This is a genomic window from Paenibacillus alkalitolerans, assembly GCF_016482785.1.
Taxonomy (GTDB): Bacteria; Bacillota; Bacilli; order Paenibacillales; family YIM-B00363; genus Paenibacillus_AE; species Paenibacillus_AE alkalitolerans.
Genome location: NZ_JAEMXM010000008.1, coordinates 123,406 through 136,683 on the forward strand (window position 1 = coordinate 123,406; position 13,278 = coordinate 136,683).

Sequence of the window (13,278 nt, forward strand, 5' to 3'; positions counted from 1 at the left end):
ACGTAATAAAGAAGAAAAGGAGGACTCAGCCATGTTGAAGAAAATCCTTAAGAAACTGCTTTATTCTTCGCTCTCTTCCAAGAGGCATTACAAATACGGCCGCAAATACAGCAGCAGCGATCATCATTATAAACCTCATTACGGCCACCCGCCGAAACATAACCAATACGGTCACGGATACTATAAGAAGAAAGGCTATTCCAGCTATTCCAGCAGCTAAGCGGAAGAGTCCGGCGATTGAAGCGCATCGATAGCGGCCGAGATGTCGGCTTGTACGTCTTGAACTTGTTCATACGGCTGTTCCTCCGAAAGCAGCATGCGGCGGAGCAGCCGTTTGGTTATGGGATGAAGGCCGGCCAATTCCTCATCCCAGCTTCGTTCGTCGCCGTCCCCGCTCTCCATCGGTTCGGGATAACCGCTGTAGAGAAGGAAGAGCAGTAGGTGCCCCGCCGCATAAAAATCGCTGCTCGGGTGAATTTTCCGGCGGATTTGTTTTTCCATTGGGTCGTTATCGCTCACGTCATCCGCGAGCGGCGGCCCGGGGGATTCATGTTGCTCCGCCGCAAAGCTTCGGGCCAGACCGAAATCTATTAAACGAACCTGATCGCCGTCAACAATAACATTGGCTATTCTAACGTCCCTGTGGACGATTCCTTTCGAATGCACGTAGCCGATTATATCAAGCAATTTGTTCACGATGGTCAGGGATTGTTCCTCAGAGAAAACGGTGTCCTTCTCAAACAGCAGCCGCTCAAGGCTCGCCCCTTTCGCAAATTCCATTGTAAAGCAGTAATAACCGTAGTAATGAAATTGTTCGTACAGCTCCGGTATCGACTCATGATGCAGCTGCGTTAACATCCGGACTTCCAGATCAAACAAGGCTTCCGCACGCGATCGTCCGCCCCGCATCGGTTGCACGCGCTTCATCACGCATGGACGGTTGCCGTTCTTGATATCCTCGCACAGATAGGCCACTCCGTAGCTTCCTTCGCCTAGCGGCATAACGATCCGATATCTCCCGCGCACCACCGTGCCTTCGCCGAACCGTCTTTCCGCCCAACGGCGCCTCCACTCGGCCCATCGTCTCTTCCATCTTTCGTACATACGCGCGTCTGCACCGCCTTTATTTATGAGTGTAATCGGTGGGCGGCGTTTTTTCCAGCGTTCGGCCGCAGCCGTATATTTTTCGGAAAAAGTATAACCCTATTATTTATCCTGTGTTTCATAGCAAAAAGGTGACATTCAAAGTTAGCTATTGACAGGACAGCCTGTGCGGGAGTACTATTACTTTCAAATCCGATTGAATAGGTCGGAATAAGGAGGGTTTGAGGAATTATGAACAATAATTTGATCTTGGCGTTTCAGTCGAACTGGGTGTCGCTTCTTATTGCGGCAGTTCTTATCGGCTTCCTGTATTACTTGGCGAAACAGCGGGTAAGCTTCGGAAACCGGGTGCTCATCGCTCTTGGTCTCGGTCTTGCCGCGGGTATTTTCCTCAACAGTTTCAAGTATGACTTTAAAGCGATGGCCACGATCGGATCGATATATGTCAACCTGATCAAGATGCTTGTGATACCTCTTGTAACGGCAACCATCATCTCCAGCGTCACGTCGATTTCGAATGTGGGGCAGCTCCGGAAGATCGGCGTGAAAACCGTCGCGTTGTTTCTGATCACAACCGGTATAGCGGCGGTGATCGGATTGGTCGTAGCGCTCGGCTTCGATCCGGGAGCCGGAATTTCGCAGCCGCCGCCGGCGGACTTCGAGGCGAGGGAAGTGCCGACATTCTCGCAGGTCATCTTGGACTTGGTGCCGGCCAATCCGGTGAATGAAATGGCGAACGGCAAAGTCGTTCCGGTAATTATCTTCGCGCTGTTTATCGGCATCGCCATCGTTCAGCTCGGATCGCGGAAGCCGGAAACGGTTCAGCCCGTGAAGCAGTTTGTCGAATCGTTCAAAAATGTGATGTTCCAAGTGACGAAGTACGTTATCCGGTTGACTCCATACGGCGTATTCGCGCTCATTGCTGCCATGGCGGCGCGCTACGGACTGGATACGCTGATGCCGTTGATCAAACTCGTGTTGGCGACGTATGTCGCGCTCCTGCTGCACTTCGTATTCGTGTTCGGAGGCATGGCAAGCTTGCTCGCGAGAGTGAATCCGGTTAAGTTTTTCCGAAAAGCGTATCCGACCGTCGCCGTTGCGTTCACGACACGAAGCAGCTACGCAACGCTGCCTGTAAATTTAGAGGTCATAACAAAGCGTCTGCGCGTTTCGGATAAAATCGCAAGCTTCGTTGCGCCGCTTGGCGCCACGATCAATATGAACGGCTGCGGCGGAGTATGGCCGGCCGTGGTCGCCGTGTTCGTCGCGCGCGTATACGGTATTCCGCTTGATATTTCAGATTATGTGTTGATCGTGTTAGCCAGCATTGTCGCTTCCGTAGGTGTAGCCGGCGTTCCGGGACCCGCGTCGATATCGACAACCGTCGTGCTTACCGCGATGGGCTTGCCGCTCGAGGGGCTGGGCCTCGTGCTCGCAATCGATGCGGTTGTCGATATGGGCCGTACGGCGGTGAACGCCACGGGTACTACGGTATCGTCCCTTGTCGTTGCCGTGTCGGAAGGGGAATTCGACCGGGAAGCGTTCAATCGCGACGAAGAAGATCAATTGGAGCTTAATTTGGTGTAAGTGTGAGGCGGAGGGCGGCCGGGAGGGCCGCTCTTTTTTTTTGCCGAACTCCTGCCCTGAAAATGAAATAGGAGATTTTCAGGTGCTTATTTACTATTTATATTGCGAATTGATGACAGTATAGGGGATTTCCGGGTACTTATATTAAAGGATTCGAAGCGTGTTGCCCGTGATCGGCAAAATAAGTACCGGAAAATCCCTTATCCCCATGTACGTGCGGTAACATTGAATATATAAGTACCTGATAATACCTTATTGTTCTTCAGCGGCCGCTAATCGACGTTAGCGGAAAACCGTGTACTAATAGCCGGAAGGCTTGCTCGGTTTTGGCGCGTTAACGGAATATCATGTACCTATTGAGTCGTGTTTGGCGGGAAATCGGGGAAGTCGGTCATTTTAAATACACATAATTCCGTTAAGGATTACTATTCATGCAATCAAGATTCGGTTAGGCACAAGAAATTCCTTTAAATTCAACGAGGTTTCGCGACACACATCATCTTTTTCCATAATCTTCATTGTCGTCGGAGCGGCTGTAATTTATGATTAAAACAAAGTTATTGCAGCGCTTTCAACGCAAGGAGGAGGGGAACGGAATGGACTGCATTTTGGCACTTGATCAAGGCACGACGAGCACAAGGGCGATATTATTCGGTTCCGACGGAAGTTTGTTGCGCATGGCGCAGCGGGAGATCAAGCAATATTATCCCGCCGACGGATGGGTGGAGCAGGACGCGGAAGAGATATGGTCATCCACGTTGTCAGTGATCGGGGAAGTGCTGTCCGGCGGCGAGAACATCAGCGGCAGGATCGCGGCCATCGGCATTACGAATCAGCGGGAGACGACCGTCGTATGGGATCGCCGGAGCGGGAAGCCGGTTCACCGCGCCGTCGTATGGCAGTCCCGCCAGACGGAGGATATATGCGCAAAGCTTAAGGAGGCGGGGCATGAACCGCTGTTTCGCGCGAAGACCGGCCTTGTGATCGATCCGTACTTCTCCGGTACGAAGGTGAAGTGGATTTTGGACCGGGTGCCGGGCGCCAGACAATCGGCGGAGAACGGCGATTTGTTGTTCGGAACGGTCGATACGTGGCTGCTGTGGAAACTGACCGGGGGAACGGTTCACGCCACGGATCCATCGAACGCCTCGCGCACGTTGATGTTCAACATTCATTCGCTGGATTGGGACGATGAGCTGCTGTCGCTCTTGAACGTGCCGAAGCCGATGCTTCCCCATGTGTTACCGTCATCGCACATATACGGCCGCACGGAACCATCCGTCAGTCACGGGTTGGACGTACCGGTCGCCGGAATCGCCGGGGATCAGCAGGCCGCGTTGTTCGGTCAAGCCTGTTACAAAGAAGGCATGGTGAAAAACACGTACGGAACCGGCTGCTTCATATTGAAAAACACGGGAGACCGTCCGGTGTTTTCCGACCACGGGCTGCTGACGACAGTCGCTTGGAGCATCGGCGGGAAAGTATCGTATGCGCTCGAAGGCAGCGTATTTGTCGCCGGCTCTGCGGTACAGTGGCTGCGTGACGGGCTGCGGGTCATAGTGAGCGCGGCGGAATCGGAAGGATTGGCCGGAAGCGTGGAGAATACAGGCGGCGTGTATGTCGTGCCCGCCTTCGTCGGCCTCGGCACGCCGTATTGGAACAGCCGCACCCGAGGGGCCGTCTTCGGATTGACGCGGGGCTCGTCGCGGGAGCATCTCGTCCGGGCCACGCTGGAAGCGATCGCGTATCAATCGAAGGATGTCATCGATGTGATGGAGCGGGATACGGGCATAAAGATTCCGTCCTTGCGCGTCGACGGCGGTGCGGTGAAGAACCGGTTCCTCATGCAGTTCCAAAGCGACATTCTCGGATTGCGGATCGACGTGCCGACCGTAAATGAAACTACGGCGCTTGGAGCGGCATACTTGGCGGGGCTCGCCGCAGGCGTGTGGAACGATACTTCGGAGATCGAAAGCCAATGGAAGCATGAAACGTCATACCGGCCGGCCATCGACGATGAGAGGAGAGAGCGTTTATACGGAGGGTGGCAAAAGGCGGTTCATGCGGCAATGCAATTTTCGTGAGAAAGTTTTAAATATAATATGTAAGAGAGCGGCTTCTCTACCGCTGCTCTTTTTTCTTGATGAACTCATCCACCGACAATTTCATCGAACGGATCACAGTTTTCTTAAACCGGACGCCAAGATACAGTACTTTCGCCTGCTGCAAGGGGGACAGAGTACGGAACCTCGGTTCTTGCTTCAAAAATGTGCGGATGATCGACCAACCGGCCGGGGTGATTCGCTTCGGCCTGAGGCAAGGGAATTTTTCGAGCAGAGGCGATTCGTGTTTCGAGTCGACGATGCAGGGCGCGGATTTGGCTTTGGTATGTTTTCGGAGATAATGATAGCGGTCCAAACCGGCGACGATGATATACGTTCCGTCTTTGCGGTTTTTGCGGACCGCCAACAAATTCGCGCTATCCCACAGCACGTTTCGAAGTTTCTTGATGCTTCGCGTCATTTTTCCGTTGAAATCGGGCTTCAGCTTCTCAAGAGGTATATACTGCACATTGATTCTCATATGCATCTCTCCTTCTGTAAGTATATGATGCGGGAGAGTCGTCCGATGAATAAAAGGCGCAATCGCCCATATGCGGGTGAGAGCGCCTTTGTTTTGCGGTAGCGTGGTTGGGTTATTCCCGGTCTTTGCGGGTGACGCCTGTCGGCGGGAACCCCGGCTTTTGCTCAATCTTGTATCTGTCGCCCAGTTCTTGCGCAATCTCGATGTCGTCGCCGCGTTTCCTGATTTCGTATTTCGGCGATTGCGGCATCTGCGATTCGTTGTTGTCGACCGTTCTTCGGTTTTGGCCTCTGGCCATCGTTACGCCTCCTTGTGTTTTGTCTGAAGTTAGTTTCCGGATTAGTATCTGGAGACGGTTCGTTAATTATGAGGCATGGGCCCGATAATCCGTTTGACGGACCGAAAAGCGCCGGTATTTCCGAATATTATAATATCTGCCTAAGCGGCGGAGGGATTGTAAACTTCGTACAAAGGAGAGGAATACCTATGACGAAGCATGAGATTCATGAAAATACGGCAAATCAAGATAGAGACGCGGCAGATAAGGTACGCACCGTGTATATAAGCCGCAAGGAAGCCCGCAAGAAACCTTGGTATGGCCGCGCGTGGCCGATTTTGTCGGTCGTTATAGCGGTTAGCGCCGTCTTCATATTTTGGGGGCTTTCCGGCATTTCGCAGGAGTTGTCCCAAGTAAACGGTTCGATTCAAGAGCAAACGGATGTGTTGCGGGAGCAAAATACCGCATTATCCGGTATCAGCCGGGAGTTCGCGGCTTTGACGGATGCGGTGCGCACGGGATTTGACCGGCTCGTCGAAGAGATCCGGGAAGCGGCGGACGATATGACGGGGTAACGGTAAGGCTTGTGCAGGAATAGGGGATTTTGAGGTACTTATTTTTCAGCACGGTTGTGTTGCAAGAAGCGATAGCGGACTTCCGGGTACTTATTTTTCCGATTTCAGGCTGAATTCCATGAATTCCGATAAAATAAGCACCCGAGAATCCCCTATGTGCCATTGAACCGACTGATACGCTAGATAATAAGTACTCCAAAGTCCCCTATTGTTGTTTTTTCCCACAGGTTCGGGTTGAACCATCGGGATCTCCCGGAGTGCGGTTTAAAGTAATACGTCTCCGGGATTATCATTTCCTTGCAGCATGGTTCGACCGGCTGCAACTACTTCTGCCTCGATTCCCGCAGCGTCCGCAGCATGGCGGCGATATCGTCGGGCAGCGGCGATTTGACCTCCATGCGTTCCCCGGTCCACGGATGGGACCAGATAAGCTTCTCGCCGTGCAGCGCCTGGCGCTTGATGTATTCGCGGTGGCCGCCGTACATGCCGTCGCCCGCCAGAGGGTGCCCGATGTGCGCCAGGTGCACCCGGATTTGATGCGTGCGCCCCGTTTCCAGCCGCAGCCGCACGTACGTGTGATCGGCGAACCGCTCGATCACGTCATACCGCGTCACCGCCTTCTCGCCGGTGTCGCTTACCCGCCGCCGCGTCGAGTGATGGCGGTCCTGCCCGATCGGCGCGTCGATGACGCCCTTCTTATCCTTGATCACGCCTTCGGCCACGGCGGAGTAGATGCGCTCGATCTTCTTCTCGCGCATCGCTTTATCGAATACGTAATGAGCCAGCTCGTTCTTCGCGTACAGCACCGGCCCGGTCGTCTCCTTGTCCAGCCGGTGAATGTGCCGGACGCGGCAAGCTTGTCCGGTCGTGTCGTAGTAGGCGGCTACCGCATGCGCCAACGTATCCCGCTGCCCCTTGTGGCTCGGGTGCACCTCCACGCCGGCCGGCTTGTTCACCACGAGCGTAAAATCGTCCTCGTACAGCACGTTCAATTCCGTCCACTCGGCTTCAAATTCCGGACGCTCCCGCGGAAACAGCCGCAGCCGCGCCTGCTTGCCTTGCCGCACGACGCCGTTCGTGGCGATCAGCTTTCCCGCAACCTTCTGCGGGACCGGAAGCAGACGCATCAACCCCGCGAGCGGTATACCCGCAAGCGTATCCGGCAGGCGCAGCTCCAGCCACTCGCCTTTACGCTTAGCCATCTTTAAATTCAATCCGCCAGTCGGATTTGCCAACGAAACCACTCTCTTCCTGTCGTATTCCCCTTGATGCACAACATGATACAACAAAAAGCGTGCAAAATCGAACGGGCAGCCGACAATCATTACCTAACCGCACTGGAGAGCTATTCGGTAAACAGGCGAGCCGATGCGGGGAGCCGTGTCGGTTTCTTTTTCATTTTTTGACAAAGGATATCCCATTCATGAAAGCGAATTCATTATCATCGCCGATATGAACGATTGGGGGTCACAGACAGATGAAAAGGATTATAGTCCTATATACAGTTTTGATCGGCGCGTTTTTTGCATACTTCCTAAACTACCATTTCCGCGAGGCCGCGCCGACCGGGTGGGAAAGCGGAGGTCTTCGCGGAGAAATAGACGAGAAGTACGTAATGGTGACGTTCCAGGCAGGCATCGATTACTGGAAAAGCTGTTTGAAAGGGTTTGAAGACGCCGCGCAGCAGCTGAACGTTTCCGTGGAATACCGCGGTGCGACGCATTATGACGTAAATGAGCAAATTAAAGTGCTCGAGCAGGTCATTGCAAGGAAGCCCGCCGGCATCGCGTTATCCGCGATCGATCCCATCGCGTTGACCGACACGATCAACAAGGCGGTGGACGCGGGTATACCGGTCGTATTGTTCGATTCCGGCGCGGAAAACAGCAAGGCTTACTCATTCCTCGCGACCGACAATTACAATGCGGGCGTGACGGCCGCGCGGAAGATGGGGGAGCTGTTAGGCGGTAAGGGGAAGGTGGCCGTCGTTACGCAGCCGAATCAGCAAAATCATCAGGAACGGACGAAGGGCTTTAAGGAGACAATCGCGGCGGAGTTCCCCGGTCTTGAAGTTGTGGCGGTATTGGACGGCAAAGGCGACCAAGCCGTGTCACGGGACGCGGTGTTGGAGGCGCTGAAGAAGCACCCCGATTTGGGCGGCGTATTCGCGACGGAAGCGAACGGCGGCGTCGGTATCGGGGATGCCGTCGTGTATTATGCGCAAAACAAAAATATTAAAATCATCAGCTTCGACACGGACTTGGGCACATTGGACCTCGTAAAGCAGGGAGTCATTTCGGCAACGCTGGCGCAAGGCACTTGGAATATGGGGTATTGGTCCTTGCTGCAGCTGTTCCACCTGCATCACATGATCGCTCAAGATGCGGGAGGCGCGGCATCCGGCAGCGGACCCGTTGTGCCGCCTTTCACCGATACGGGCATTACGATCGTGACGAAGGAAAATGTGGATCAATTTTACGCCAGGTAATTTGCGGACGAAACGGACTTGATGCAGATGGAAAGATGGCAGCGATTCAACATTAACAATGTGCCGATTCGATATAAGCTCATTTATTTCTTCTTGCTTGTCAGCATTATTCCCGCCGTCGGTCTCGGTTTGCTGGTCGATTGGCAGACCGCGAGAATTATCGAGAAGCAGACGAACGACAATACGTTTCAATTGATCGGCAAAGTGAACAAAGCTTTGGAATTCCATGCCGGCAATATGCAAAACGTAACGTACTTTACTGCGAATAAGCGGGAAGTGCAGCGCTTTATGAAGGACGGAACGGAAGCGTTAACGCAGGACGATCGTTACGAGCTTCGGAAGTTTCTGCAAAATTTCATTACGCTTTATCCCGAAATTGCAGGTATCCTGCTGGCGAACGCCGACGGAGAGTACGTGAGCAACGAAATGTATGCCCGCACCGATTCTCCCTTGACGGAGGATTCATGGTACCGCGAGGCGGTGGAGAACAAGGGGATTTTCAAAATTATCGGCCACCCTGTGGAGCGAAACCTGGCGAATCATAACAATTACAAAGACACGGAGGTCGTGTCCGTTGTCCGGGCGATATACGATACGTCAAGGCAGCGGGTGCTTGGGGTCGTGCTTATCGATCTCAAGATGCGCGTCATAGCGGAAACGGTAAAGGACGTTCATCTGGGGAAAACCGGATATCTTATGGTGATCGATCAGAGCGGCAAAAATATTTACTTGCCTCAGGACCCTGTGGTGCGGGAAATTCCGAGGGAATGGATCGGCGATCATTTTTCCGGTACGTTCTCCAAGAAGGTGTCGGACAAGACGTACCAGTTCATATACCGGACGTCGCCGTTCACCAATTGGACGACGGTCGGCGTCTTTTCGGCCAGGGAGTCCGTTCCGGAGGTGCAGGAGATCCGGTTTTATCTCGTAAGCTTCGTCTTCTTCGGCTGCTTGTTCGGGCTGACCGCTTCACTCTACTTGTCTTACTCGATTTCCAAGCCGATCGGCCAGCTCATGAGTTTCATGAACAAGGCGGAGTCCGGCGATTTGGCCATTCGCTACATCGGGAAGCGGGACGACGAGATCGGGATGCTCGGCCGCAGCTTTAACAAAATGCTCGCGCAAATTAACCGCTTGCTTTCCCTGACGAAGATTCAGGAGAGGCAGCAGCGCGAAGCCGAGCTGCGCAGCTTGCAGGCGTATATCAAGCCGCATTTCCTGTACAATACGCTGGATACCGTGCACTGGATGGCGAGAAACCGGGGTCAGGACGACATGGCCGATGTGATCGCATCGTTGTCGAAGCTGTTCCGTATCGGTCTGAGCAAGGGGCAGGACATGATCCTGTTTGCGGAGGAAATCGAGCATGTACGCAGTTATCTGATTATCCAGAAGACAAGATATAGAGAAAAGTTGAACTATTCGATTGATATTGCGCCGAATGTGCAGCATCGGCATGTGATGAAATTCATGCTGCAGCCGATTGTGGAAAATGCGATTTACCACGGGATCAAAGAACGCAGAGGCCCGGGGCATATTCATATTGAGGCGGCAGAGGAGAAGGACCGGCTGATCATTCGCGTGCATGACGACGGCAAAGGAATGACGCGGGAGAAGCTCGCGGAGCTGCGGTCGGCATTAAGCGATACGGCGATGAAAGGGGAGGGCAGTTATCCGCCGCCGCCAGGATACGGCCTTCGCAACGTTCATGCCCGTCTGCAGTTGACGTTCGGGGACGCGTACGGCATTTCCATGGAGAGTGAAGCAGGACAAGGGACGACGGTAACGATTTTGCATCCGCTGTTAACGGAGAAGGACCGTAAGAAAGAATAGAGACGAATATTAGGGGATGTCTGCATGGAAAAGGTATGGAAAGTCATTATTGCCGACGATGAACCGATCATACGGGAGGGTATTCGCAACGCCGTCGACTGGAGCGCATTGCACATGGAAGTGACGGCGGAGGCGGAGGATGGCGAAGAGGCTATGGAACTCGCGCTCCGGCATCAAATCCACATTCTCCTTGTCGATCTGAACATGCCGATCATGAACGGGATGGAGCTGATCAAGGAGGTGCGGAAGCTGCTGCCGGAATGCCGGATCATCATCATTACGGGACACGATGAGTTCGGCTATGCGCAGGAAGCGATTCGGCTTCAAGTCGACGACTACATCCTGAAGCCGGCTCAGCCGAAGCAGCTGCATTCGGTGCTCTCCAGAACGGTGAAGCAGCTGGAAAACTCTATGCACCAGAGCAGGCATTTGAAGCTGGCCTCGGAGCAGATTATGAAAAATCTCCACATGCTTCGCGAACGGTTTTGTCTGGAGTGGATGGAGGGGCATTTGTCGTACGAAGAAATTCGCGAGCAGCTGCAGTTTTTGCGCTTGCCGGACAACGCTCCGGACATCCTTGCCGTCATCCGTTGGCCGGAGCTTAGTCCGAATCAATCGCTGATGAAGGAGAGGGATCGCCAGCTGCTCCTTTACGCCATTGAGAATATTGCCGGGGAGCTGCTGGAAGCTTATCCTTCCGTCATATTCCGCAGTTATTCCGACTTGATATTTATAATGGTTTGGGGCCCGTGCCCGCTGGAGGTGTTGACCAGGATCGAGCAATCGGTTCAAGGCTATCTTAAACTGTCGGTCGTGCTCCATTCCGAGAAGGTGAGCGGCGGGCTCGCTGCTGTTCCGGCTGCTTATAAAACTTGTAAGACTGCGGTATATCAAGGAACGCAAATATCACCGGTGGCGAAGAGGGCTAAGCAGTATATTCAGACCCATCTGCATGATGCGTCGCTCACCTTGGAATCGTTGGCTGAGCTTTTGAACGTGTCTCCGGTATACCTAAGCCGCGTGATCAAGAACGAGCTGGGAGTCTCTTTCGTGGCGTTCGTAACGCAGCTGCGCATTCAGAGGGCGATTCAACTGCTCAACTCGACCGATTGGCCGATTCACAAAATTGCGGAACAGGTCGGCTACGAGTCGCAGCATTATTTCAGCACCGCATTCAAGAAGGTGGTCGGAGTGCCGCCGATTCAATACCGCAAGGGGCCGGCAGCGGGAGCGGAAGGCACGGATTAGCGCAGGCGAAGGATGCGAGAGCTGTCTTAAGAGTCATCACCAGGTGACTTTAGGACGGCTCTTGTATTTTTTAGCCGTACCTTCCGGACCGGATGCTTACCGGACTAAGCGCTAGTCAGGAAAACCGGCTTATTAGGCAGGCTGACTCGTCTTATTTGTCGGGTTTGGCGACTAATGCATTCGTTATCGGCGTTTTGGCTGCAAATTAGTCAGCTTTACCCGTACTAATAATCGCCTTTCCTGACTATTAGTCAGGCTCAAGCTGCTTATTTTCGCCAATTACTCGCCGAAATTGCCCGTTAGTCAGCCAGTCCGAACAATTAGTCGGGACAAGTATGTTTATTTGTCAGGAAAAGTGACTATTGCACCTCAACGTGGTGCCGCTGACCGGGTGTGCTGCCACGACGACCAAAAAGACCAAAAGTAACAATATGACCGAATGGATTGTAATTTGCGCAAAAGGAAATAGAATTGAAATTACGAGTTGTGAAAGCGCTTACTGAAAGCGCTTATACACAAGCGACAAATGTATAGGGGGATTTCGGCATGAAGAGGAATGCGGTTGGAGCATTATTATCATTGGCATTGCTGGCAAGCACGGTGATCGGCTGCGCCTCCGGAGGGAAGACGGGAGGAACGGCGGCGGCGCCGGCGAATGCGGAACCGGAATATCCGACGAAGCAAATCGAGGTAACCGTACCGTTCGCGGCAGGCGGTGGAACCGATCTGTACGCGCGCGCCATGAGCGAGTATTTAAGCAAGGAATGGGGACAGCCGCTGGTGGTCGTCAATAAGCCGGGCGCAGGCGGCGCGACGGCGACGCAAGCCGTCCTGAAGCAAGGGACGAAGGACGGGTATTCGGTGATCGTGCAAAGCGTTTCCGCTGTGTCGGGCCTCATCGCCGGCCAGAAAAATTTGCCGTTCACGATAGACGATTATCAATTCATAGCAAGAACGACGAACGACCCGCTCGCTTACATTGTAAAAGCGGATGCTCCTTGGAAAGACATGAAAGAGTTCAGCGAATGGGCGAAAAACAACACGGATCAACTCACTTTCGCAAGCAACGGACCTACGGCGATCGCTTCGTTCGGGGTCATCCAATGGATGGACAGCATCGGGGCGGATTACTCCAAGGCGAAGCTTGTCGTTACGAACGGTTCGGCCGATGCGCTTCCGAAGGTTGCCGGCGGACATATCATCCTCGGCGTGCAAGGCGTGAGCGAAGCGTCCAATCTCGTGAAGGCGGGCAAGCTGAAAATTCTTGGTATCGCTTCGGATAAGAGAAGTCCGTTCTTCCCGGACGTGCCGACGTTGGAGGAACAAGGCATTTCGGGCGTAACCGCATCGTTCTGGGTCGGCGTGTCTATGCCTGCGGGCGTTCCGGACTACGCAGTGAAGAAATGGGAATCGTCGATTCAGAAGATGCATGAGGATTCGGCGTTCCAGGACAAGCTCAAGTCGATGAACGTTCAAGGGATTTTCCAAAACTCGGCGGAATACAAGAAGCACGTGGAAGAAGAAGTGGCAAGATTCGTGGACATTGTCAAAAAGAAAAACTTGGTGAAGTAATTGAGAATCGG

Annotated in this window: 12 protein-coding genes; 8 read left to right on the forward strand and 4 right to left on the reverse strand. The window is 53.4% G+C overall.

Annotated elements, in window-relative coordinates; translation table 11 throughout:
- The first annotated feature begins 31 nt into the window (after positions 1-31).
- Positions 32-220: a hypothetical protein gene (locus tag JET16_RS14805; RefSeq protein WP_199617059.1), complete on the forward strand. Its 189-nt coding sequence runs from the start codon at positions 32-34 to the stop codon at positions 218-220.
- Here the strand turns inward: JET16_RS14805 and JET16_RS14810 are convergent.
- Positions 217-1,104, reverse strand: coding sequence for a serine/threonine protein kinase (locus tag JET16_RS14810; RefSeq protein ID WP_199617061.1), 888 nt, complete (start codon positions 1,102-1,104; stop codon positions 217-219). The two genes, JET16_RS14805 and JET16_RS14810, sit on opposite strands and share 4 nt — an antisense overlap.
- Before the next feature lie 231 nt (positions 1,105-1,335).
- Here JET16_RS14810 and JET16_RS14815 point away from each other — a divergent pair, with 231 nt between their 5' ends.
- Both JET16_RS14815 and glpK read left to right on the forward strand, forming a co-directional pair.
- A complete protein-coding gene (locus JET16_RS14815) occupies positions 1,336-2,691 on the forward strand; it encodes a dicarboxylate/amino acid:cation symporter (protein WP_199617063.1) in 1,356 nt (451 codons plus the stop codon).
- Positions 2,692-3,287: 596 nt separating this feature from the next.
- Entirely contained in the window at positions 3,288-4,775 is a 1,488-nt protein-coding gene (gene glpK, locus JET16_RS14820; RefSeq protein ID WP_199617065.1) for a glycerol kinase GlpK, read from the forward strand.
- A 37-nt stretch (positions 4,776-4,812) separates the two neighbouring features.
- On the opposite strand, the gene JET16_RS14825 is transcribed toward glpK, so the two are convergent.
- Together JET16_RS14825 and JET16_RS14830 are read right to left on the reverse strand one after the other, a co-directional pair.
- Complete coding sequence (locus JET16_RS14825; protein WP_199617068.1) at positions 4,813-5,274, reverse strand: hypothetical protein; 462 nt, start codon at positions 5,272-5,274, stop codon at positions 4,813-4,815.
- A 112-nt stretch (positions 5,275-5,386) separates the two neighbouring features.
- On the reverse strand, positions 5,387-5,572 hold the full coding sequence (locus JET16_RS14830; protein ID WP_199617069.1) for a YfhD family protein: 186 nt from the start codon (positions 5,570-5,572) through the stop codon (positions 5,387-5,389).
- Between the two features lie 188 nt (positions 5,573-5,760).
- On the opposite strand from JET16_RS14830, the gene JET16_RS14835 reads away from it, so the two are divergent.
- A complete protein-coding gene (locus tag JET16_RS14835; protein ID WP_199617070.1) occupies positions 5,761-6,126 on the forward strand; it encodes a hypothetical protein in 366 nt (121 codons plus the stop codon).
- A 323-nt stretch (positions 6,127-6,449) separates the two neighbouring features.
- On the opposite strand, the gene JET16_RS14840 is transcribed toward JET16_RS14835, so the two are convergent.
- Positions 6,450-7,361 (reverse strand): RluA family pseudouridine synthase, encoded by a 912-nt coding sequence (locus JET16_RS14840; protein ID WP_233531609.1) that lies wholly within the window; start codon positions 7,359-7,361, stop codon positions 6,450-6,452.
- A 242-nt stretch (positions 7,362-7,603) separates the two neighbouring features.
- Between JET16_RS14840 and JET16_RS14845 the strand changes: the two genes are divergently transcribed.
- From JET16_RS14845 to JET16_RS14860, 4 genes are all read left to right on the forward strand, one after another.
- A complete protein-coding gene (locus JET16_RS14845; RefSeq protein ID WP_199617071.1) occupies positions 7,604-8,614 on the forward strand; it encodes a substrate-binding domain-containing protein in 1,011 nt (336 codons plus the stop codon).
- 21 nt (positions 8,615-8,635) lie between these two features.
- Positions 8,636-10,447, forward strand: a complete 1,812-nt coding sequence (locus JET16_RS14850) for a cache domain-containing sensor histidine kinase (protein ID WP_199617223.1) — start codon at positions 8,636-8,638, stop codon at positions 10,445-10,447.
- A 24-nt stretch (positions 10,448-10,471) separates the two neighbouring features.
- Positions 10,472-11,695 (forward strand): response regulator transcription factor, encoded by a 1,224-nt coding sequence (locus JET16_RS14855; protein WP_199617072.1) that lies wholly within the window; start codon positions 10,472-10,474, stop codon positions 11,693-11,695.
- Between the two features lie 546 nt (positions 11,696-12,241).
- On the forward strand, positions 12,242-13,267 hold the full coding sequence (locus tag JET16_RS14860) for a tripartite tricarboxylate transporter substrate binding protein (RefSeq protein ID WP_199617073.1): 1,026 nt from the start codon (positions 12,242-12,244) through the stop codon (positions 13,265-13,267).
- Positions 13,268-13,278: the final 11 nt, after the last annotated feature.

Coding starts and splice junctions, on each gene's coding strand:
- JET16_RS14805 (WP_199617059.1), top strand. CDS start 32: ATGTTGAAGAAAATCCTTAAGAAACTGCTTTATTCTTCGCTCTCTTCC.
- JET16_RS14810 (WP_199617061.1), bottom strand. CDS start 1,104: ATGTACGAAAGATGGAAGAGACGATGGGCCGAGTGGAGGCGCCGTTGG.
- JET16_RS14815 (WP_199617063.1), top strand. CDS start 1,336: ATGAACAATAATTTGATCTTGGCGTTTCAGTCGAACTGGGTGTCGCTT.
- glpK (WP_199617065.1), top strand. CDS start 3,288: ATGGACTGCATTTTGGCACTTGATCAAGGCACGACGAGCACAAGGGCG.
- JET16_RS14825 (WP_199617068.1), bottom strand. CDS start 5,274: ATGAGAATCAATGTGCAGTATATACCTCTTGAGAAGCTGAAGCCCGAT.
- JET16_RS14830 (WP_199617069.1), bottom strand. CDS start 5,572: ATGGCCAGAGGCCAAAACCGAAGAACGGTCGACAACAACGAATCGCAG.
- JET16_RS14835 (WP_199617070.1), top strand. CDS start 5,761: ATGACGAAGCATGAGATTCATGAAAATACGGCAAATCAAGATAGAGAC.
- JET16_RS14845 (WP_199617071.1), top strand. CDS start 7,604: ATGAAAAGGATTATAGTCCTATATACAGTTTTGATCGGCGCGTTTTTT.
- JET16_RS14850 (WP_199617223.1), top strand. CDS start 8,636: ATGCAGATGGAAAGATGGCAGCGATTCAACATTAACAATGTGCCGATT.
- JET16_RS14855 (WP_199617072.1), top strand. CDS start 10,472: ATGGAAAAGGTATGGAAAGTCATTATTGCCGACGATGAACCGATCATA.
- JET16_RS14860 (WP_199617073.1), top strand. CDS start 12,242: ATGAAGAGGAATGCGGTTGGAGCATTATTATCATTGGCATTGCTGGCA.